Source organism: Thioalkalivibrio sp. ALJ16, assembly GCF_000377345.1.
Taxonomy (GTDB): domain Bacteria; phylum Pseudomonadota; class Gammaproteobacteria; order Ectothiorhodospirales; family Ectothiorhodospiraceae; genus Thioalkalivibrio.
Window position 1 is genome coordinate 21,428 of the sequence record NZ_KB898043.1, and the last position, 20,606, is coordinate 42,033.

The 20,606-nt window shown below is 66.3% G+C and carries 19 protein-coding genes, 1 tRNA gene and 1 pseudogene; 6 read left to right on the forward strand and 15 right to left on the reverse strand.

The annotated features are described in order from the left end of the window. Positions 1-26: 26 nt before the first annotated feature. Both D000_RS0107590 and D000_RS0107595 read right to left on the reverse strand, forming a co-directional pair. Positions 27-103 (reverse strand) — tRNA-Arg (locus D000_RS0107590). Between the two features lie 74 nt (positions 104-177). Continuing rightward, a complete protein-coding gene (locus tag D000_RS0107595; RefSeq protein ID WP_018872936.1) occupies positions 178-903 on the reverse strand; it encodes an MBL fold metallo-hydrolase in 726 nt (241 codons plus the stop codon). 72 nt (positions 904-975) lie between these two features. Here D000_RS0107595 and D000_RS0107600 point away from each other — a divergent pair, with 72 nt between their 5' ends. Then, positions 976-1,605, forward strand: a complete 630-nt coding sequence (locus D000_RS0107600) for a methyltransferase domain-containing protein (protein ID WP_018872937.1) — start codon at positions 976-978, stop codon at positions 1,603-1,605. A gap of 105 nt (positions 1,606-1,710) precedes the next feature. On the opposite strand, the gene D000_RS0107605 is transcribed toward D000_RS0107600, so the two are convergent. Continuing rightward, positions 1,711-3,663, reverse strand: a complete 1,953-nt coding sequence (locus tag D000_RS0107605; protein WP_018872938.1) for a DEAD/DEAH box helicase — start codon at positions 3,661-3,663, stop codon at positions 1,711-1,713. A 486-nt stretch (positions 3,664-4,149) separates the two neighbouring features. Here D000_RS0107605 and D000_RS0107610 point away from each other — a divergent pair, with 486 nt between their 5' ends. The 4 genes from D000_RS0107610 to D000_RS0107625 all read left to right on the forward strand — a co-directional run bounded on the left by D000_RS0107610 (position 4,150) and on the right by D000_RS0107625 (position 7,614). Beyond that, positions 4,150-5,160 (forward strand): multicopper oxidase domain-containing protein, encoded by a 1,011-nt coding sequence (locus tag D000_RS0107610; protein ID WP_018872939.1) that lies wholly within the window; start codon positions 4,150-4,152, stop codon positions 5,158-5,160. A gap of 40 nt (positions 5,161-5,200) precedes the next feature. Then, a complete protein-coding gene (locus D000_RS0107615) occupies positions 5,201-6,250 on the forward strand; it encodes a multicopper oxidase domain-containing protein (protein WP_038047633.1) in 1,050 nt (349 codons plus the stop codon). A gap of 90 nt (positions 6,251-6,340) precedes the next feature. Beyond that, positions 6,341-7,162: an ankyrin repeat domain-containing protein gene (locus D000_RS0107620; RefSeq protein WP_018872941.1), complete on the forward strand. Its 822-nt coding sequence runs from the start codon at positions 6,341-6,343 to the stop codon at positions 7,160-7,162. Between the two features lie 98 nt (positions 7,163-7,260). Further along, positions 7,261-7,614, forward strand: coding sequence for a metalloregulator ArsR/SmtB family transcription factor (locus D000_RS0107625; RefSeq protein WP_018872942.1), 354 nt, complete (start codon positions 7,261-7,263; stop codon positions 7,612-7,614). A 103-nt stretch (positions 7,615-7,717) separates the two neighbouring features. On the opposite strand, the gene D000_RS0107630 is transcribed toward D000_RS0107625, so the two are convergent. Continuing rightward, the gene (locus D000_RS0107630; protein ID WP_018872943.1) at positions 7,718-8,797 is read right to left on the reverse strand and encodes a hypothetical protein; all 1,080 of its coding nucleotides are present in this window, start codon (positions 8,795-8,797) and stop codon (positions 7,718-7,720) included. A gap of 34 nt (positions 8,798-8,831) precedes the next feature. Next, entirely contained in the window at positions 8,832-10,958 is a 2,127-nt protein-coding gene (locus D000_RS0107635) for a TonB-dependent siderophore receptor (protein ID WP_018872944.1), read from the reverse strand. Positions 10,959-11,102: 144 nt separating this feature from the next. Here D000_RS0107635 and D000_RS0107640 point away from each other — a divergent pair, with 144 nt between their 5' ends. After that, positions 11,103-11,735 (forward strand): MarC family protein, encoded by a 633-nt coding sequence (locus tag D000_RS0107640; protein WP_018872945.1) that lies wholly within the window; start codon positions 11,103-11,105, stop codon positions 11,733-11,735. Between the two features lie 58 nt (positions 11,736-11,793). Here D000_RS0107640 and D000_RS0107645 read toward each other — a convergent pair whose 3' ends face one another. From D000_RS0107645 to D000_RS0107695, 10 genes and pseudogenes are all read right to left on the reverse strand, one after another. Further along, on the reverse strand, positions 11,794-12,294 hold the full coding sequence (locus tag D000_RS0107645; RefSeq protein WP_018872946.1) for a heme-binding protein: 501 nt from the start codon (positions 12,292-12,294) through the stop codon (positions 11,794-11,796). A 189-nt stretch (positions 12,295-12,483) separates the two neighbouring features. Then, a complete protein-coding gene (locus D000_RS0107650) occupies positions 12,484-13,245 on the reverse strand; it encodes a hypothetical protein (RefSeq protein ID WP_018872947.1) in 762 nt (253 codons plus the stop codon). Between the two features lie 80 nt (positions 13,246-13,325). Further along, positions 13,326-14,001, reverse strand: a pseudogene (locus D000_RS13440) (dienelactone hydrolase family protein). Then, the gene (locus D000_RS0107665) at positions 13,988-14,641 is read right to left on the reverse strand and encodes a phosphoribosyltransferase (RefSeq protein WP_018872949.1); all 654 of its coding nucleotides are present in this window, start codon (positions 14,639-14,641) and stop codon (positions 13,988-13,990) included. Before D000_RS0107665 ends, D000_RS13440 begins: the two are co-directional and overlap by 14 nt. A 138-nt stretch (positions 14,642-14,779) precedes the next feature. After that, positions 14,780-14,983, reverse strand: coding sequence for a DUF2892 domain-containing protein (locus D000_RS0107670; RefSeq protein WP_018872950.1), 204 nt, complete (start codon positions 14,981-14,983; stop codon positions 14,780-14,782). A gap of 123 nt (positions 14,984-15,106) precedes the next feature. Beyond that, on the reverse strand, positions 15,107-15,310 hold the full coding sequence (locus D000_RS0107675; protein ID WP_018872951.1) for a DUF2892 domain-containing protein: 204 nt from the start codon (positions 15,308-15,310) through the stop codon (positions 15,107-15,109). A 288-nt stretch (positions 15,311-15,598) separates the two neighbouring features. Beyond that, complete coding sequence (locus tag D000_RS0107680; RefSeq protein WP_018872952.1) at positions 15,599-16,903, reverse strand: citrate synthase; 1,305 nt, start codon at positions 16,901-16,903, stop codon at positions 15,599-15,601. A 103-nt stretch (positions 16,904-17,006) separates the two neighbouring features. Further along, positions 17,007-17,996, reverse strand: a complete 990-nt coding sequence (locus tag D000_RS0107685) for a diguanylate cyclase (RefSeq protein ID WP_018872953.1) — start codon at positions 17,994-17,996, stop codon at positions 17,007-17,009. Between the two features lie 89 nt (positions 17,997-18,085). Next, entirely contained in the window at positions 18,086-19,045 is a 960-nt protein-coding gene (locus tag D000_RS0107690; RefSeq protein WP_018872954.1) for a GGDEF domain-containing protein, read from the reverse strand. Further along, complete coding sequence (locus D000_RS0107695) at positions 19,045-20,544, reverse strand: FAD-linked oxidase C-terminal domain-containing protein (RefSeq protein WP_018872955.1); 1,500 nt, start codon at positions 20,542-20,544, stop codon at positions 19,045-19,047. Before D000_RS0107695 ends, D000_RS0107690 begins: the two co-directional genes overlap by 1 nt. Between the last annotated feature and the right edge of the window lie 62 nt (positions 20,545-20,606).

Below are 20,606 nucleotides of genomic sequence, written 5' to 3' on the forward strand. Positions count from 1 at the left end.
AGTCACTGATCCCTTTCTCAGGAATATGGCGCGCCCGGAAGGATTCGAACCTCCGACCACCTGGTTCGTAGCCAGGTACTCTATCCAGCTGAGCTACGGGCGCGTCGTCTGGAGGCGCGCATTATCGCGATTGCCCCCGGTGGATGCAAGCCGTTCGCGCCGATTCGTCTCCAGCGGCTATGGCTTGCCCGGTTTCCCGGCTCTCGGCATGGGGTGATAAGGGGTGCTGCGCACGCGATCGTGTTCGTGCATGCGGTAGTGGACGAAGGCGTCCGGGTCCTCGAAGTGCAGAAAGGGGTTGCCGGCGTCCTCTTCTTCCAGCGTGGATTCGGGTTTTTCCGCGTAGTTGTGGCCTGGATGGATGCAGGTGTGCGGCGGGAGGCCGTCACGCAGCCCATTGAGGGTGTGGAACATCTGTTCCGGGTTGCCCCCCTCGAGGTCGCAGCGGCCGCAGCCGAAGACGAACAGGGTGTCGCCGGTGATCAGGTCGTCGCCCGCCGGCAGATGGAAGCACGCGGATCCCGGGGTATGGCCCGGGGTATGCAGGAAGCGGATCTCGGTGTCGCCCAGGCGCATTTCGTCGCCGCCGTGGTGCAGCTGTGGGCGCTCGAGTTGCTTGCCCCAGAATTCGGCCTCGGGCTTCAGCAGGTGCAGACGCGCGTTGGGGTAGTGCTCGAGGATGGCTTCGACCCCGTTGATATGGTCGTGATGACTGTGGGTCAGCAGGATGTCGGATATCTCGACCCCTTGCTCGCGCGCCTGGCGGATGATGGCCTCCGGCTCCCATGCCGGATCGACCACGGCGCCGCGATGGCTGGCGCGATCCTCGATCAGGTAGACGAAGTTTTCCATCGGTCCCAGTTCCTGGCGATAGATGTGATAGGGCAGTTGGCTGCGGTCCATGGGCTCTCCGTGAGTCGTAGCGGGTCTGGTATGGTCGAGCGTGAATCCCATCCTGTTACCAGAAGGAGCGTGATGCCAAATTCCGAGCATGCGTCTGATGTCTCCGTGGTTCCTGGCGAGGTAGACGCGGAGGCCGACTGGGAGGCCCGCTATCAGGCCGGATCCACGCGCTGGGACCGGGGTATGCCCAGCCCGTCCCTGGAGTGCTGGCTGGACGTCACCGACCTGGCGCCGGGGGGCCGCATTGTGGTCCCGGGCTGCGGTTTCGGGCACGAGGTTCCGGCACTGGCCGAGCGTGGTTTTCACGCGATCGGCGTCGATGTGGCCCCCACGCCGGTGCGCCACCTGCGGGAACGCCTGGCGGCCGCCGGTCTGCAGGCCGAGGTCGTACAGGCGGATATGCTGGCCTGGCAGCCGGAAACCCCGGTAGACGGGGTCTACGAGCAGACCTCCTTGTGCGCGCTGGCGCCCGCGCAGTGGGATGCGTACGCCGCGCGCCTGCACACCTGGCTGCGCCCGGGAGGCGAGCTGTTTGCCTGTTTCATGCAGACCGGTGCCGAGGGTGGCCCGCCCTTTCACTGTGCCGAGCCGCAGATGCGGGTGTTGTTCCCGGACTCGCACTGGATCTGGAAAGACGCTCTAGGTCGTACCGATCACACCAACGGCAAGTTCGAGCTCCTGCACCGTCTGATCCGGCGCTGAGCGGTGTGGCGGTGCCCGCGTCGCTGTCGGGGGCGGCCGCAAAAAGAGAACGCCCGCGCCCTCGGAGAGGGGCGGGCGTCGGGTGCTTGCCCAGGGCCGACGGCGCTAGCCGTTGGCGACCTTGCGCTTGATCATCAGCGTTCCGTCTGCGCGTGGGCCGGCGGTCTTGGCGCTGGTGCCGCCCTTGCGCACGGGGCGTTTGCCGGGCGCGGCGGCGTAGGCCGGGCGCTTGCGGTTGGCCGGTGCCGGACCGCGCTTGCCGGCGCTGGGCTTGTCAAAGGCACGTGGGTTGTTGCCGGGGGCACCCGCGCGCGCCTTGTTGGCGGGCTTGCGCGGGGGGGCGCCACGATCTTCGCCGGCGCTGCTGGCCTGACCCGGACGCGGTGCCTGGAGGGTGAGTTCCAGGCGGCGGTTGGCCACATGGATGTTGCCCAGGCGGCGGATGGCCGCGGCGTCCAGCGAGGCCGGGAGGTCCACATGGCTGTGGTCTTCGCGCAGGCCGATGCGGCCGATATCGCGGCCGTTCAGGCCGCCCTCGTTGGCGAGCGCGCCGACGATGGCGCCGGGCGCGACGCCGTTATTGCGGCCAACCGGCATGTAGTAGCGCACCATGTCGGCTTCGGGTTCGCGATCCTTGCCGCGTGACGGGCGTTCGCCGCGCGGCTTGCCGTCGCGGCGCGCCGGGCCGTGTTCGCCCCGCGGGTTGCGGGCGGCAGCCAGAACCGGGTCGGCCCCGGCCTGGGCGCTGGCGTCCAGCGGGCTGCCGGCGGTCGCGAGGGCGATCAGCGCGGTGGCCAGTTCACGCTCGCTGGCCCCGGTGTCGGCCAGCAGGCGGTCCACCAGTGCCGTGTGCGCGCGCGCGGACTCGTCGCTCAGCAGCGCCTGCACGCGTTCGGCGAAGCGCGCCTCGCGGCGTGCCTGTACCGCCTGGCGATCGGGGATGGGCTGTTCCCGCACCGGCTTGCCGGTCAGGCGTTCGATATCGCGCAGCATGCGGCGCTTGCGCGGTTCCAGGAACAGAATGGCGCGGCCCTTGCGCCCGGCACGGCCGGTGCGGCCGATGCGGTGGACATAGACCTCGGCATCGCCCGGGGCATCGAAGTTAAATACGTGGCTGATGCGCGGCACGTCGATACCGCGCGCGGCCACGTCGGTCGCGACGATGACATCCAGCCGCCCGTCGCGCAGATCCTGCACCACGCGTTCGCGCTCGCCCTGTTCCATGTCGCCGTTCAGCGCCGAGGCGGCAATGCCGGCCTGGAGCAGTGCATCCGCGATCTCGACGGTGGAGGCCTTGGTGCGGGCGAAGACGACGGCGCCGTCCAGGGCGTCCTCGGTCTCCATCAGGCGGGTCAGCGCCTCCAGTTTGTGGCGCGCGTCCACCAGGCAGTAGCTCTGGTCAATATCGGTGCCGGCCTCGTTGCCCGCGCCGATGCGGATCTCGCGGGGTTCGCTCATGTAGCGGTGCGCGATACGGCGGATCGGTGCCGGCATGGTGGCGGAGAACAGGGTGGTCTGACGCGTGGCCGGGGTTTGTTCGAGGATCCATTCGATCTCCTCGACAAAGCCCATCCGCAGCATCTCGTCGGCCTCGTCCAGGATCACCATGCTCAGGCCGTTCAGGTCGAGGGTGCCGCGCTTGATGTGGTCAACCACGCGCCCGGGGGTGCCGACCACGATCTGGGGACCCTTGCGCAGGGCACGCAGCTGCTCGCCCATGGGTTGACCGCCGTAGACCGGTAGTACGTCGATCGACGCGAACGGCTGTGCAAACGCGGTCAGGGCCCCGGCGACCTGGTTGGCCAGCTCGCGGGTCGGGGCGAGGACCAGCGCCTGCGGGTGGCGCTGGTCGGCGTCAATGCGCTCGATCAGCGGCAGCCCGAATGCGCCGGTCTTGCCGGTGCCGGTCTGGGCCTCACCGAGCACGTCGTGGCCTTCCAGCAACGCGGGGATGCAGGCGGCCTGGACGGGGGTGGGGGAGGAAAAGCCCATGTTCGACAGGGCGCGGACCAGCGTCTCGGACAGGCCGAGCTGGGAGAACGAGGGGGAATCAGACATTCAGGGGTACTCACGAGGGCCGGAATCCGAGACCCCGGTCAAAAAAACGGATGGCAAACGCAAACCAAGAACTATACAGGAAAAGAGTGGGTAACAACCGAAAAGTTCAAGAAAACTTTCGTGCTACCGGGTAGGAGTCAGCATTTCGGCATATAGGTAGTCGGTAATAACCTTGTTGTGATTCTGTATGCGTGGTCTATCTTTGCCCGCTGTTTGGTCGTTTGATTCCTGCAGGATGCAGGAAGACCGGACGCGAACGCGGGACGGAAACGCCGCCAGTTCACCCCCAGGTGAGCGGTGCTCCGGTTGGTACGCGACCCCCGGAACCGAGGGAGCAGGGGTAGCGGCCGACCCGCGACTGTTGATCACGGAAAAGGTGGCTTGCCCCCGTTGGTCCCGTGCCACAGTCGCGAGTTCCCGCGCGGTTCCCCTCGTTCGAGCAGAGGAAACAAGCGCATGCATCGTAGAGAGTTCCTGAAGGGCGGTATGGCCCTGTCTGCAGGCTTCGCTGTGCCCGGTACGATCGGCCTTCTGGCCTGGTCCCCCCGGGCTGAGGCGGCCGACCTGAGTATCGACCTGTCGGCACGCCGCGGCGATGTCACCATGATTGATGGCACAACGGCGCTGATGTTCGGCTTCTCGGCCACCGGGGCGATGAGCTGGCCAGGGCCCACGCTGGTCTGCCAGGAAGGCGACAGTATTACCGTCAATCTGGACAACACCCTGCATACGCCGGTGGCGTTCAAGGTCGGGGCGACCAATATCCGTTACCAGGCCAGTGCCCAGAACCAGATCTCTTTTACGTTTTCGGCCCCGCCGGCCGGGACCTATCTCTACTACGACGACCAGAACAACGGCGTAAACCGCATTATGGGGCTGCACGGGACCCTGGTGGTGATGCCGGCCGGGATCAAGGACCGACCTTTTGTCGGCGGGCCGCAGTTCGTGCGCCAGTACAAGTGGATGTTCAGCAACGTCGACCCGGCCTGGGGCGAGCAGGTCCGCAACCTGGGGGATTACCAGGTCAGCGCCATTGATCCCGACAGCTTCAATCCGCGGTATTTCACCATCAACGGCCAGGCGTACGAGAACACGCACGAGTACAACACCGAATTGATGGGGCACTACGACGAGGCCGCGTATGTGCGCATGCTCAATGCGGGCGGCATCGTCCATGCGCCGCATTTCCACGGCAATCATGTCGAGATGGTCACTATCAACTACGAGCGCTTCAGCGCACCCTTCAAGAACAAGGACGCCGTGTCCATGTTCCCGCTGGACGTGCGCGACGTGATCTTTCCCTTCAAGGCCCCGCCGGATGCCTATCCGCCGGTCTCCACCAATCAGATTCAGCACTTCCCCATGCACTGCCATGTGGAGATGTCGCAGACCGCAGGCGGTGGATCCTATCCCCACGGGGCGCATGCGCCGATCGTGATGGGTGCGGCACCGCAGACGGAGTCGGATCTGACTCGAAAAGTGGACGAGTTGTCCTGAACCCCACCTGGACAAACGGATTGCAAGGGAGCAAGAAATCATGAGCAGAAATCGAGATGGCGGCGGCATGGGTGGCGGTTGCGATGCCGGGATTACCGGTAATTGCGGGCTGCATATCGATGCACCGAACACCCCCAACCGGGTCACACCCGATGTGGAATTTTTCCTGAACACCTTCATGCAGGGCAGTCAGGTCATCAACGGTGTCGAGGTCCCGATCTGGGGCTTCAACATGGACGGCGGCATGGGCGGTGGCGGCATGGGCGGCGGTGGCGGAGGCGGCGGCATGGGTGGCGCCATGCCTTCGCCCCCGATGCGCGTGCGCCAGGGTCAGATCGTGCATACGCATCTGAATGCGATGGCAATGATGGCCCCCCATACGGTGCACCACCACGGGATCGAGCCTGACACCTTCAACGACGGGGTGGGCCACTACTCGTTCGACGTCCTGGGGCAGTACACCTACCAGTGGCGCGCCTCGCAGGCCGGGACCTACTTCTATCACTGCCATACCAATACCGTCCTGCATGCAGAGATGGGCATGTACGGCGCGTTGATCATTGATCCGCCGAGCGGACCGGGCACGGTCTACGAGGGTGGGCCGAGTTACACCGTGGAGGCCATCTGGGCCGTCGACGACATCGACATGAACTGGCACTGCCTGCCATGGGACGCGGCGCTCTGCGGCGGGGATGCCGGACTGAACGACTTCAATCCGGAGATCTTCTGCATCAATGGCGTGGGCGCTGACCTGAGCGAGACCGATCCCTCGGTGGTGGTCAATGCCTCGCGGCTGGATCGCGTACTGCTGCGCTACATCATGGCGGGATATGTCCCGCAGCGGGTGCGTTTCCCGCAGGAGCTGGGCCCGATCCAGGTGGTCGCCGAGGATGGTCGCCCGTTGCCGCAGATCGAGACGATCCCGGCCGGTGGGGAGATCATCATGACGGCGGCCGAGCGCTATGACCTGATCTTCGAACCGCAGCAGGCCGGGTCCTTCCCGGTGGATATCGATTTCTTCGATTTCCGCGCGGCGAACGGGATGCTGAAGCCGATCGGGTCCATCCGCACCCGTTTCAACATCTCCTGACAGCCGGGGTTCATCCGGATGCCGGTGTAACCGGCTGCAGTCGGCCCGGCCGGATCCCGATCCGGCCGGGCCCATTGATGGGAGCGCACAATGAATCTTTTTTACAAGCCGCTGGCCATGGTCGGGGTTGCCTGGCTAGTCGCCGTGGTCGCCGTTGTGCCCGCCTTCGCGAGCGGTCAGCAGGCGGACCAGCAGCTCTACCAGGCCGTGGCGCGTGGCGACATCGACCAGGCCGAGTCGCTGATCGCGCAGGGTGCGGACGTGAACCAGGCCCATCGACCATGGGAACTGACCCCGTTGCTGGTGGCGGTCGGAATCGACGAGACGCTGACCGATCGCCTGCTGGAGGCGGGCGCCGATGTGAACGCGCGCGAGCGCGAGGGTGTAACCGTGCTGATGAAGGCCGTGCATGGTGGCGATGCCGGCATCGTTCGGCGTCTGCTGAAGGAGCCGGACCTGGACGTGGATGCCCGTGGTCCGAGGGGCAATACGGCGCTGACTTATGCGGTCCTGTACGGCTATCCGGCGATGGTGGAAGCGCTGGTGAATCGAGGGGCCGATGTCGATGTCGTACGTGGCGATGGCGCCACGCCGAAGTCACTGGCCCTGCACATGCATGGGCTGGCGCTGGCTATGCCGGAGGACGAAGCGGGGGACAGCACGGACCATGGCGAGGATGCGGCCCACTCGCATGAACACCACCACGGCCATTCCCATGCGCACGACTCCGGGGCAGGCGCGGCCGAGCATCAAGCCATGGATGGGCCGCATGACCACCATCGTTCGCGCACGGAGGCGGTGGATTCGTACAGCCGGGTGTTGGCGACGCTTGCGCGGGCCGGCGCGACGGACGCGGGCGAGCCACCGCAGCCAGGCGATTCCGGGGGGCATCATGGCCATCATCACCACTAGCCATGCCGCGAGCGCGCGGCACCGCCTTTCCCGGCCCTGCATTGTCCCACCCTTTGTGTCGGGATATAGTCCACTCAACAATCGATGCTGGATGCGATATGTCTCTTAATCCCACGGACCTGTTCAATCTTCTGGCCGACGAGACGCGTCTGCGTTCGCTCCTCCTGATGCAGCAGGAGGGGGAGCTCTGTGTGTGCGAGCTGACGCATTCGCTGGAGATGTCGCAACCCAAGGTCTCGCGGCACCTGGCTGCCTTGCGGCAGCATGGAGTAGTGAGTACGCGGCGCGAGAGTAACTGGATCTATTACCGCCTGGCGCCGGATCTTCCGGACTGGGCCGCCGAGGTGCTCAGCTGTACCCAGCGGGCGACGGGGGGTTCGCAGCCGTTTGTGGGCGATTGCGAGCGTCTGGCTACGGCCCCGAGCCGGGCCGAGTTCCTGAATACGGCCTGAGTGCCCCGGGTGGGGTACGCAAAAGGCCGGGGCCATCGGGCGCCCGGCCTTTTTTGTGGTTTCCGGAATGTACTGCCGCCTGGTGCGGCAGCAACGGCCGCCGTCAGTGCGGTTCGCGGTGCACGCAGTTCAGGATCGCGGTCGCAATGTCACCGGCCTCGATGCCGGGTGCATCCATTCCGATTTCCTTCATGCAGGTGGCCGCCGCGCCACGCAGGGCTTCTTCCTCCAGCGGCTGGCCGTGCAGTGCATCGGCCAGCCGGTCCATGCCGTCCTCGGGAAATACCGTGAAGTCGCCGGAGAGCAGCAGGTCGGCGATGCGGTCGTCCTTTTCCAGCAGCTGTGCGCGTATCAGGCCGCCGGGCGCCTTGTGCGCGCCCTCTGTGAGATGCGTCCCGGCCGCGATCTTGACGCCCATTTCCACGAATTTCCGCCCCTTTCGGTAGGTCCACTCGGGATCGGTCAGCTCGCTCACCTGCTCCTCGATCGCGGCATTTTCCTCGGCGGTGGGCTCGCTCATCTCGACCTCCACCGCGAGATCCTGTGCCACCCGTTTCAGGAAGGCGTCGCGCACCGTCTCGCGGGCCGGTATCTCGCCAAGTTCGCGGGACAGCGTAGTGATGTAGTCCTCCATGCCGGCGCGCAGCTTGTCGCGGAACTTCTCCGACGGCACCTTGAGGCAGCGCGCCATGGTGGCGGTGTCGAAGTCGAACATGAAGCTGCCGACCATCACCGTCGCGTTGCCGATGCTGGCGGCTCCGGTACCACCGATCTTGCGGCCGTCCACGTGGATGTCGTTGACCGGACGGAAGGTCGCGTTCACGCCCAGGTCCTGATAGGTGTTGATCACCGGGTCGATGAACTTTCTGTAGATGTCGGCGACGATCCGCGGCGCCTTCGACGACGGATAGATGAAGTGGAAGAACATCTGGTTGTGGTCCAGGTAGACCGCACCACCGCCGACGTGCCGGCGGATGATGGGCAGGTTCTGTTCCTTGCAGAAATCCTCATCCGCCTCCAGGGCGATCTCCTGGTGCAGGCCCACACAGACGTAGGGCTCGTCCGGGTTGACCAGGGTGAGCACCGGGTCGTCGTCCTTGCCCATGGCCTCGGCGATGCCGTGGTAGACGGCCTGGGAGCGCACGGCCGGCTGCTGGCCGAAGTCGATTACGCGTAAACGCATAGCGGTTTCCTTGTCTTTTTCGTGAGGCAGTCGGTCAGAATTCTGCATTCCAGGTGAGCCCGAAGCCGCGGCCCGGGGCCCAGATGTCCTGTACACCGTTGGCCGGGTCCAGGCGCGCCTCGGTCATCTCGTTGACATGCTCGCGGTAGGTCTTGTTCGCAATGTTGGTCACGCTGAACGTGAGCTCATTGGAACGGAAGCCCGCGCTCGGCCCGAAACGGTAGCCCACGGCGAGATCGGCGGTGGCGAACCCTGAAGTATTGCGTTCGCTGTTTTCCGTAAAGATGTCAGCAGTGCGGCTCTGGCTCGCCACGGCGCGCAGACGCGCATCCCACTGCCAGCCCCGGGCCACGGTCTGACTCAGACCGATACTGGCCTCTGGCGGCGGCATCTGGGTCAGTGGCTCGTCGAAGCGGCTGTCGCGATTCTGCCCGCGGATCCAGGTGCCGCTCGCGTAGCCGGTGATCGCGTCGGTGAAGGCATGCTCCAGCAAGGCCTCGACGCCATGGATGCGGGCCTCGTCGAGGTTGATGGTTTCCTTGGTAGGCTGTGGCGCACCTTCGACCACCCGTCCGCCAATGTAGTCGCGGATCCGGCTCTCGTAAGCCGAGACGGTATAGGAGGTGGCGCCGATCCGGCCGCGGGCTCCGACTTCGAAGGTGCGGTTGCGTTCCGGATCCAGCTGCGGGTTGCTCTGCCAGGTAAAGCCGTCGCTGTAGGGGTAGGTCAGGTAGCGCTCCAGCAGGCTGGCGGAGCGGTAACCTTCGGACAGGCTGAAGTAGGGATTGAAGGCCTCGTCCAGGTGCCAGGTGAGCCCGGCCGACCAGCTGAAGTTGCGGTCGGTCTTGTCCAGCGGTTCGGAAACCCCCATGGCGGCATCGGCGCTTCCGCGCACTTCGTCATAGCGGGCGCCAAGATTGACGGTTGCCGAGTCAAGGTAGGTCTCGTGCTGGACGAAGACCCCTGTGGATTCAATTCGGCCATTCTCGACCAGCGGCGTCGGCGCGGCATTTTCCGGTCGGAACCCGTTGGCCTCGGCGCCGATGAACGAAACGGGACTGGCACGAAGGCGCCAGGCCTCAGTACCGAACAGCAGAACCTGGTCATCGGCGGGCACCAGTTCTGTCTGCACGCGAAGTCCGTCCGTCGTGAAATCGGTATCCGAGGTACGGTAATCGCGTCCGAGTTCCGCGTTCCAGTCGTAGTTGCCCCGCGACAGTTCGTGCCGGTACACCGAGGCCTCGACGCGGGGTGCCCAGGCCCCGGACAGTTCGCCTTCGTAACGAAGCTCGAAGAGGTCGCGTGTCTGGCGCGGGGTGTAGTGGGTGTTGAGTCCCAGAGGGGGCGCGCCAGCGGGTAGTCCGCTGGGATCGTTCTCATTAAAGTTTCGCGAGGCGAGGTACCAGACGTCCTTGCGTTCGTCGCGCTGGGCGCGGAACTGGACCTCGTGGCCCGGCGCCAGCTTGCCGCGATAGCGCAGGTGGTAGGCGTTCTGTTCGGTGCCGGAGTCGCGCAGGCGGTCGCCGTCGCCGTTCTTGTAGTCGTCGGTGTTCAGATACGCGGTGGACAGGTCCAGCACGTTGCGGTCGTTGGAGACGGTCACGCCGACCGCGCCCCGGATGCCGTCATCCACCGAGGTGACACCCAGGCGCGAGAAACCGCGGGTTTCGGGCTCCTCGGTGAAGTCGCCGCCGCGGGTGATGATGTTGATCACGCCGCCCATGGCGCCGGCGCCATAGAGTACGGAGCTCGGACCGCGCACGATCTCGATGCGTTCGATCAGGTCCACGTTCACATAGGACGCCAGCGAACCACGCGCCGGTGGCTGCATGGCGTTGATGCGTACACCGTCCACCAGCACCAGGACCTGGTCGCGCTTGAGTCCGCGGATGATCGGATCGGAGCCCACCGATCCGTCCACCGCCGTGGCGATGCCCGGCTGGCCACGCAGCAGATCGCCCAGGGTGCGCGCCTCGCGGTTGCGGATCTCGCTGGACTCGATCACGGTAACGGAAGCGGGGGTCTCGTCAATCAGGGTTTCGTAACCGGTGGCCGTAACCGAAACCGTGCCGAGCGTTGGTGCACTTTCCTGAGCGGCGGCGAGGGCGGGTGTGGCCAGGAGGCTGGCGAGCGTCAGCCGGCCGAGAGTACGGCGTTTCATCAGCGAAAGGTCCCCAATAAGTTTTTCAGGACGCGCTAAAGTACGGTCGCCGCCGGCGGGTGGCAACTTAAACCCGGAAAGGCCGGGAGCATTCGCGCCGGTGGGCCGCCGCCGCAGCACAGCCGCCAACAGGGAGTCGTCACGATGATCGAGCTGGCAATTGTGGCCCTGACGACGTTCTTCGTGACGATTGGGCCGGTGGATGTGGCCGTGGTGTTCGCGATCCTGAGCCGGGGCGTGGACCCGGCGCAGCGCCGTGCGATGGCCATTCGCGGCGCGCTGGCCGCAACCGCGATCCTGCTGCTGTTTGCGCTGGTGGGCGAGGCCGTGCTGTCGCTGCTGGGGATCTCGCTGGCCGCGCTCTACACGGCCGGTGGCATCCTGTTGCTGCTGATCGGGATCGACATGGTGTTCGCGCGCAGCTCGGGGGGTGTTTCGGCCACGGCGGCGGAGACCCAGGAGGCCCGCATGCGCAAGGACCTGTCGATCTTTCCGCTGGCCACGCCGCTGCTGGCCGGACCGGGGGCCATGGGCGCGGCGATCCTGATGATGAGCCGCGCCGAGGGCGAATGGGCCGCCCAGGTGGTGGTGATCGGCGCCCTGCTTGCGGTGATGCTGCTGGCGCTGGTGTGCCTGCTGGTCGCCGCCCGCCTGCAGCGCTGGCTGGGCGTGACCGGTGCCCACGTCCTTACCCGTATCCTCGGCGTGCTCCTGAGTGCGCTGGCGGTGCAGTTCATCTTTGACGGCCTGCAGCGCAGCGGTCTGTTGGCGGGCTGACGCGGCGGGTACGCGGGCCCTCCGCCCGGTGGCGGAGGGCCCCTTCAAGGGTTGTGCGTCAGAGCAGGTCTTCGGCGATGGCCTCGACCCCGGCCGCTGCGCATTCGTGGTCGACCTGGCCGCTGGGCGCACCGGAGATCCCGATGCCGCCGACAATACGGCCGTTCGCCGTAATCTGCTTGCCGCCACCCAGGATGCTCACCTGAGGCAGGTGCTGAATCCCGTACCCGGCAGCGCCCGGCTCGGTGATTTCGCGCAGATCAAGGGTGTCCGTGCGAAAGCTGACCGCGGTCCAGGCCTTGCTGATTGCGGTGTCCACGGTGTGCGGACCGGCAAAACGATCACGCTTCAGGGCCTGGGGTGTACCGTGGCGATCCACGACCGCGGCGGTGACCTGGGTGTCGCGGTCGCGGCAGGCCTCCACCGCGGCCTCCACCGCCTTCATTGCGATCTCGGGGATCAGGGTCGGGGTGTTGAAGGTACCCTCGCTGGCCTGCAGAGGCGCTGCCGCCAGGGCGAGGAGGAGTGGAGTGGCGAGAAGGGTTCGGGGCGTGAACATGACGGGCCTCCTGAGAGACGGGGGTTGCATCCTGTCCCATAGATGGCCGCATGGCGTTCTTCCACTTGCGCGGGTACGAATCGTGATCCGCCGCGCTCGAGAGGCATGGAAGTTACCGGACTATCCATCCATTACTTTCAAATTGTCATAAAACGCTTGAAATAACGTCGGGCGACCACCCGGGTGGCTTCAGGCGGCGCCACTGGCGCCTGTTCGTTTGTTGCGGGCCACATCCCGAACGGCATGGCGGAAGGCCGCGCGCAATGGTGCGTTCAGGTGGGAGCGCGCACGACCCGGCGGGATGCCCTTGTGGCGGCAGAACAATGCCAGGGCGTAGGCCAGGTCGTCGCGCGACAGGGCCGCCTCGCGTTCGGCGGAGGGGCCTTTGCAGGCACCACACTGATTCACGCGTACGTGGAAGGCCGTGTTCGCGAGCATGATGCCGAAGCCCAGCTGCACGGCCAGCAATTCCGCGATGTGCGGGGTGTTGTCTTCGGCGGCGGGCGCGGGCCGTTCGGCGGTGGGCAGCAGGCGCAGCGCGATCTCGCGGGCGAAGTGGGCGATCAGGGCCTCGGAGTGCGGGACCAGTTGCGGGTCGTAGGGGATGCGCACGGTCCCCGTGGCGGGTACGGCCTCGGCCACCGGCGTGGCCAGCGTGTCCCACGCAATGGGCTGGTCCATCAGGGCTCCGGCGTGCGCGAGTCGGAAGGGGCTGTCGGCAAGCCCGGCATGCGCCAGCACCCGGTCAAACACGAGCTGGGCCATTTCCGGGGCGTTATCCGCGCGGCCGGGAAAGTGCGCTGCGGTCGGGCATACCAGATCGGCGTGCTCGAGCATGCGCCGCCACTGGGGTTGAGCCTCGGACCAGTCGAAGACGGCCTGAATCCAGGCACGGCTCTCCGGATCGAGCGCCGGTGCGCGCTGGAACAGCCGGGGTAACAGGGTAAGCACGCGCGATCGTCCTCGGGGCGAACAGGTCGCCATTGTAGGACAGGCCGGGCAGGCGTCGCGATGGGGCCGGCGCGGTGAGTTCAGGCCCCTGTTTCGGCGTCGGTGTCGGAAAGTGGAGCGGCAAGCCAGCGGGCGAACCAGGAGGCGGCGAGGCGGGCGGCCTGGTCCAGGGTTCCGGGCTCCTCGAACAGGTGCGTGGCGCCGGGCACAATCGACAGCTCGCAGGGCGCCTGCATCCGGTCGCGGGCCTGCTGGTTGAGTGCGATCACCATGTCGTCCTCTCCCCACAATCAACAGCGTTGGGCAGCGCACTGCGGGCAGGGCGTCGCCGGCGAGGTCCGGGCGCCCGCCACGCGAGACGACCGCGCGGATCATCTGTGGCCGGGCGACGGCCGCACGCAATGCAGCCGCGGCCCCCGTGCTGGCACCGAACAGGCCCTGCGGCAGATGTCGGATACCGGGCTCGGCTGCGGCCCAGTCGCAGGCCTGCGCCAGCCGCCGTGCCAGCCGGTCGATATCGAAGCGGTTGGCGTAGCTGCGGTCCTCTTCTTCGGTCAGGAGATCGAACATCAGGGTTGCGATGGCGCGATCCTGAAGTACCTCGGCGACCTGATGGTTGCGCGGACTCAGGCGGCTGCTGCCGCTGCCGTGGGCGAAGATCACCAGTCCAACGGGGTGTTCGGGGCAGGCCAAAATACCCTGATGGAGGGCGCCATCGAGACGCAGGGCGAGGGTGACGGGATTAGCGCGAGACATCGGGTTTGCGCGCGCCGGTGGCGGAGGCCAGCAACAGGATGACCTCGTCATCCGTGGTCTGCTCGAAATTCTCGTAATAGGCGCCCACCGAGCCTCGGTAGTACTCGGGGGTATCCAGCGTGACCAGCTCGTCCACCTCGACCTCGAGCAGAGCGGCCGTATCGGCCGGTGCCACGGGAATGGCGACCACCAGACGTCCGGGTTGGCGCTGGCGGGCGTCGCGGATGGCCGCGCGCATGGTCAGGCCCGTGGCGATGCCGTCGTCGACGATGATCGCGAGCTTGCCCTGCACGTCCGGGCCGGGTCCCGCGCAGTAGAGCTGACGACGGCGCCGGGCCTCGCTGCGCTCGCGGGCCTCGGCCCGTTGCAGCCAGTCCTGGTCCACGCTGGCGGCCTCGCGCGCATTGCATACGCGCTCGCCGTATTCGGGTACCGCGCAGATGGCGTATTCGGGATGGAACGGGTGGCCGATCTTGCGCGGGATCAGCAGGTCCAGCGGCATGCCCAGATGGCGCGCTACGGCGACGCCGAGGGGTACGCCACCGCGGGGTAGGGCATAGATGACGCCGGGCTGCCCCCGGTAGTGCTCAAGCGCAGCCGCGAGTTGTTCGCCGGCATCATTGCGATCCCGAAAATGCATCTGGCCCCCGGTGTCAGGAAGGCGTCCGTGTGTTGATTTTAGATCCATCCGGGCACCCCTGCGGGGCAGGCGTGCCCGGCGCATAAAAAAGGCCCGGGGCCATGCGGCGCCCGGGCCTTTCTCGCCTTGCGGAAGAGGCTAGTTGAAGGCCTCTCCTGGCTTCACCCCCATGGCCTTGAGGATGATCGCCAGCGGGCAGAAGCCGGTGAAGGCGGATTGCAGCAGGTTGAAGCCGACAAACAGCGTCAGGATCAGCCACATCGGCGTGAAGACCCACGCGAGGATGGCGCTGATGATCACGACGGTGCCGGCAAAGGCGAGGACTACGCGGTCAATGCTCATGGGGCTTGTCTCCTGACTGATTATTAGTAAGTACTAATATACGGGTCTGGTGGGTGAATGCAAGGGGCCAGCGCCTGTACCGAAGCACTCGCCATGGGTTCGATCCCCGCACCGGACGGGGGTTCAGGGAAAGATGTTTCCAGGGCGCAGTCCCAGTGATTTCAGGATCATCACCAGCGGGCAGAAGCCAGTAAACGACGCCTGAATCAGGTGGACACCCATGAAGGCGGCCAGCAGCAGCCACCAGGGGCTGGCCAGCCAGGTCAGCAGGGCGCTGAGCAGTACAACGATGCCGGCAAACAGCATGAAGAATCGATCGGTGGTCATGGCGACTCCCTCGCACTGGCGCAACATCCTGTTATTAGCACTCGTTCGCGGCTTCGGCAAGGGCACAACGGGGCGTGCCCTGACTCGCGCGGGCTCGGGATATTGGGGGTGTCCACCCGCAAATGCGAACAGCAGACGCGTGCTCGCCTGCGGTTGGCGGCAGGCGCGCAAGAACGGCGGCGCGGCGTCAGTGCCGGGTCGCCGCGACTAGACGAGGGGAGCGAGTGGAAACCGGCGGCGTCTGGTCCTCAGTCTGCGCATGAAGATCGCGGAAGTTCCCGGAGGTGCCTAGCGCTCCTCGATCGCAACATACTCGCGCGCGGGGTAGCCGGTGTAGAGCTGGCGCGGGCGGCCAATGCGAGACTCCGGGTCCTGCATCATCTCGTTCCAGTGCGAGATCCAGCCCACGGTCCGGGCCAGCGCAAAGATCACGGTGAACATGTTCAGCGGGATGCCCATCGCGCGCAGGATGATGCCGGAGTAGAAATCCACGTTGGGGTAGAGCTTGCGCTCGATGAAGTAGTCGTCCTCCATCGCGATGCGCTCGAGTTCCATCGCGACATCGAACAGCGGCTGATTCTCGGCGCCCATATCGCCCATTTCCGCCAGCAGTTCGTGGCACATCTTGCGGATGATCTTGGCGCGCGGGTCGTAGTTTTTGTACACGCGGTGGCCGAAGCCCATCAGCCGGAAGGAGTCGTTCTTGTCCTTCGCGCGGGCCACGAAGTCCTGCACGCTCTTGTCGGAGTTCACGATCTCCTCGAGCATGCGCACGACCTTTTCGTTCGCACCCCCGTGCAGTGGGCCCCACAGGGAGGCGATGCCGGCGGAGATCGCGGCGAACGGGTTGGCCTCGGAGGAACCGGACAGGCGCACGGTCGAGGTCGAGGCGTTCTGTTCGTGGTCGGCGTGCAGGATCAGGATCAGGTCCAGCGCGCGCACGAACACCGGATTCGGCTGGTAGGGCTCGCTGGGCACGCCGAACATCATGGACAGGAAGTTCGCCGTGTAGGAGAGCTTGTTGTCGGGGTACATGAACGGTTGGCCGTGGGCGTATTTGTACGACCAGGCGGCGATGGTCGGCATCTTGGAGATCAGCCGGTGTGCGGCAATGCGGCGGTGCTCCGGGTTATGCACGTCGACGTTGTCGTGATAAAAGGCCGACAGCGCGCCCACCACGCCGACCATGATCGCCATCGGATGCGCATCGTGACGAAAGCCGTCGAAGAAGCGGCGCACGGCCTCGTGCAGCATCGAGTGCTCCTTGATGATGCGAGAGAAGTCGTGCAGGTCGTCGGCCGAGGGCAGATCCCCGTTCAGCAGCAGGTAGCACACCTCGAGATAGGTGCTTTCCTCCGCCAGCTCTTCGATCGGGTATCCCCGATACAGCAGGGTGCCCTCGTCGCCATCGATGAAGGTGACATCGGATCGGCAGCTGGCAGTCGACATGAACCCCGGGTCATAGGTGAAGTAGCCGAGCTCCTTGTACAGGGTGCGGATGTCCAGGCAGTTGGGGCCGTGGGAACCCTCCTGGATCGGCAGCTCGATGCTCTTGCCGGTGGTGTTGTCGGTCAGCGTGACGGTTTTGCTCATGAAACGGCCTCGTGGGTAAGGGGTCGTCCGGATGCGGATCGGATCAATGGTAAACCATCGACCTGCTGGCGGCAGCGGGTGGGTGCATCACGGTGCGAATGCATCAGGCGCCGTGGTCGCGTGGACGGGTCGTGGCACGGCGCCTGCGCTTGTTTTGATACATGGCTTCATCCGCGCTGGTCTGGGCGGCGAGCAGCGAGCCATTGACGGTCCGGCAGGCGAACCCGATGGAGGCTGCCACCCCTGCGCCTTCCATCGCGCAGGACAGGCGCTCGGCGATTTCGGGGAGGTGGTCGGCCGGGGTGTCCGGCAGCAGCACGGCGAACTCGTCGCCGCCCAGGCGCGCGAGGAGGTCGCGCTCGCGCAGCGCCGCGAGCAGGGCCTGTGCGGCCGTGGCGATCAGCTGGTCACCGGCGGCATGGCCCTGTTCGTCATTGACGGTTTTCAGATGGTCGAGGTCGATCGCGATGATGCCGGCCGGCAGGCTGTGGCTCTCGCAGCGCTGTTCCTCGGCTGCGAGAACCAGCTGCCAACCACGCCGATTGTAGGCGCTGGTCAGTGCATCGCTGTATGCCTCCAGGCGCAGGGCCTCTTGTTCGCGTTCGAGTTCGTCCAGCTGGCGCCGTTGCGCCAGCAGGGACTCGATCACCCGCACCGCGGACTCGATGTCGTCAGCGCGTTCTTCAATGGAGGTGGGCAGGGGCTCCGGGTGCATTGCGCAGAGCACGCCGTACATGCCCTGGTTCTGATCGTGGATGGGGTAGCCGATATAGCTGCCGATGGCGATCGGTTCCGGCTGCGCGGCAAGGGCCTCTCGGTATGCCGGTACTTGCCGGGTGTCGGGTGCGATGTGCGGGCCCTGCCCGGAAAGCATACGGATGCAGAAGGAATGGCTCCAGGCGAACGTGGTACCGGGCTCGATGCCGTAGGCGTGGTCCTCGGCGCGCACCACGATCTGTTCGTTGGCCTCGACGCGAGTCAGCATCCAGGCATCCAGCGGTACGAGGCCGTGCAGCAGCTTCAGGGTGTGGTCGACCCCCTGATTGAAGGCGGATGCGGCTTGATCGTGGGTGGTGTCGGAAGATCGGGCCATAGGCGGTTCCCCGAAGTCTGGATGCGGGCATCAGGACCCGTGCATGGAGGGTGCTTGCGCGCCAATCCTGCGGGACATGGGCCCCGGGCTCAAGCGTCGGCAGGGCGTGCGGTGGGGCGCAGCCCGTTCACCGCGCGCCGGTAGGCGCGCGCCAGACTGCCGGCGCCGGGCTCGCGCAGCGCGTACCCGAGCAGAACCGGGATGCCCTCGGTGCTCAGGGCATCCGCCAGCCGCTGGGCGCGGTCCGGCAGGGCTTCGTCATCCATCGCGGTGGCCAGCAGCGCGAAGCGCCGGCCCTCCAGGCGCGCCAGCAGATCCGTGGGGTGAAGCAGCCCCTGCAGCATCAGCACGGCGCGGACCAGTTCGGTGTCGTCCTCGATGGCCAGTGCCCCCGCTTTCGGGTCGGATGCAAAGAGGTCCAGCACGATCACGCCGGCCGGGTGTCCATGCAGCTGGCATCGGGTCTCTTCGGCCTCCAGGGCCAGGTTCCAGCCGTCGCGGTTCAGGGTGCCCGTCAATGGATCGCTGTGCGCTGCGAGGGCGGTGCGCTGGCGCAGGCGATCCAGCGTCTGTGCGCGCAGGTCCAGGCTCAGCACATGCCCGAGCGCCTCGGCCAGAGCCTGAATAACGGGTTGATGGCGTTCGATCGCCGGATCCATCGGCTCCGGGTGCAGGCCGCAGAGCGTGCCGTGGAGACGGCCGGTCTGATTGAGTACAGGGAAGCCGACATAGCAACCGATACGGAGCTGCTCGTTGATCTTCGCATCCGCATAGGCCGCCACCGCGCGGGCGTCAGGCGCGATGTTGGGGCCGTCGCCGGCATGCATCCGCGTGCAGTAGGAGTGTTCCCAGCTGAACGCGGAACCGGGGCGGATGCGGGGCGACTGGCCGCGGGTGTGCAGGACGATCCAGGCGTCGCCTTCGACCCGTGTGAGCATCCACTGATCCATCGGGAGCAGATGCTGCAGGGCCGCGAGAGTGGCATCGATCGCAGCCGTAAAGTCGACTGCCAGCGGGGTCGCAAGGGTTGTGGGGGAGGGATTGGGCATCAGAACCGGGGCAGGTCGGGGTGGGGCAGTTCCCCGCCATGTATATGCTGACGGCTGAATTCGGCACAGCGAGCGAGGGTGGGTATGGCCTTGCCGGGGTTGAGCAGGCCGAGTGGGTCGAACGCCCGGCGCAGTCGGTGGAACTGTTCGAGTTCCGGGGCGGCGAATTGGGCACACATCCCGTCCAGCTTCTCGACTCCGACGCCGTGCTCGCCAGTGACGGTCCCGCCAACCGCGACACAGAGTTCGAGGATCTGCTGGCCGAAGGTCTCGGCAGTCTCGAGCTGTCCCGGCTGGTTGGCATCGTAGAGGATCAGCGGGTGGAGGTTACCGTCGCCGGCGTGGAACACGTTGCAGACCCCGAGGCCATGTTCCGTGGACAGGGTGTTGATCCGCTGCAGCACGGTGCCGAGCTGATGCCGCGGGATGGTGCCATCCATGCAGTAGTAGTCCGGGGAGATGCGCCCGGCGGCCGGGAAGGCGGCCTTGCGACCGGCCCAGAAGCGAGCGCGTTCGGCATCGTCGCGGGCGGTGCGGACCTCGGTTGCACCCAGCTCCAGGAGTTTCCGGCGCACGACCATCACGTCTTCCGAGACCTCGGCGTTGGTGCCGTCGAGCTCGCACAGCAGGATGGCCGCGGCGTCCACCGGGTAGTCGGCATGCACGAAGGCCTCCGCGGCGCGGATTGCGGCGTTGTCCATCATCTCCAGGCCGGCCGGAATCAGGCCGGCGGCAATGATTCCGGCGACCGCCCGCCCGGCGGCCTCGACCTCGTCGAAGCGGGCCATCAGCACCTGCGTGCGCTCGGCGCGCGGCAACAGGCGTACCGTCACCTCGGTGACGATGCCCAGCATGCCTTCGGAACCCACCATCAGGGCCAGCAGGTCGAGACCGGGGGTGTCCAGGGTCTTGCCGCCCAGCCGGATGATCTCGCCGTCCAGGGTGACCAGTTCCAGCCCGGTGACGTTGTGTACCGTCAGGCCATACTTGAGGCAGTGCACGCCACCGGCGTTCTCGGCGACATTGCCGCCAATCGAGCAGGCGATCTGGGAGGAGGGGTCCGGCGCGTAGTACAGGCCCTGGGGGGCCGCCGCCTCGGAGATGGCGAGATTGCGTACCCCGGGCTGCACCACGGCGCAGCGGTTGGCGCTGTCGATCTCGAGGATGCGGTTGAACCGCGCCATCGACAGCAGCAGGCCGGTTGCACTGGGCAGGGCCCCGCCCGAGAGGCCGGTACCGGCCCCACGCGGGATCAATGGAACGCCGTGTTCCCGGCACAGGCGCAGGCAGGCCAGCAGCTGGTCGCGGGTGCGAGGCAGCGCGACCGCACCGGGGACCTGGCGGTAGGCGGAGAGTCCATCGCACTCATAGGCCCGGCGTTCGGCTTCCGCGGTGATCAGCGCGTCCCCGGGGAGTTCGTCGCGCAGGGCGGCGACCACAGCGGCGAGGGCATCGGCAGCGGTCTCGGAATCCGGTGGGCGGGTAGCAGCAGTGTCCATGAGGTGGATGGTAGGGGCTTGTTCGTGATTAGGGAAACGCGGCCTCCCGTTACAGGGAAACC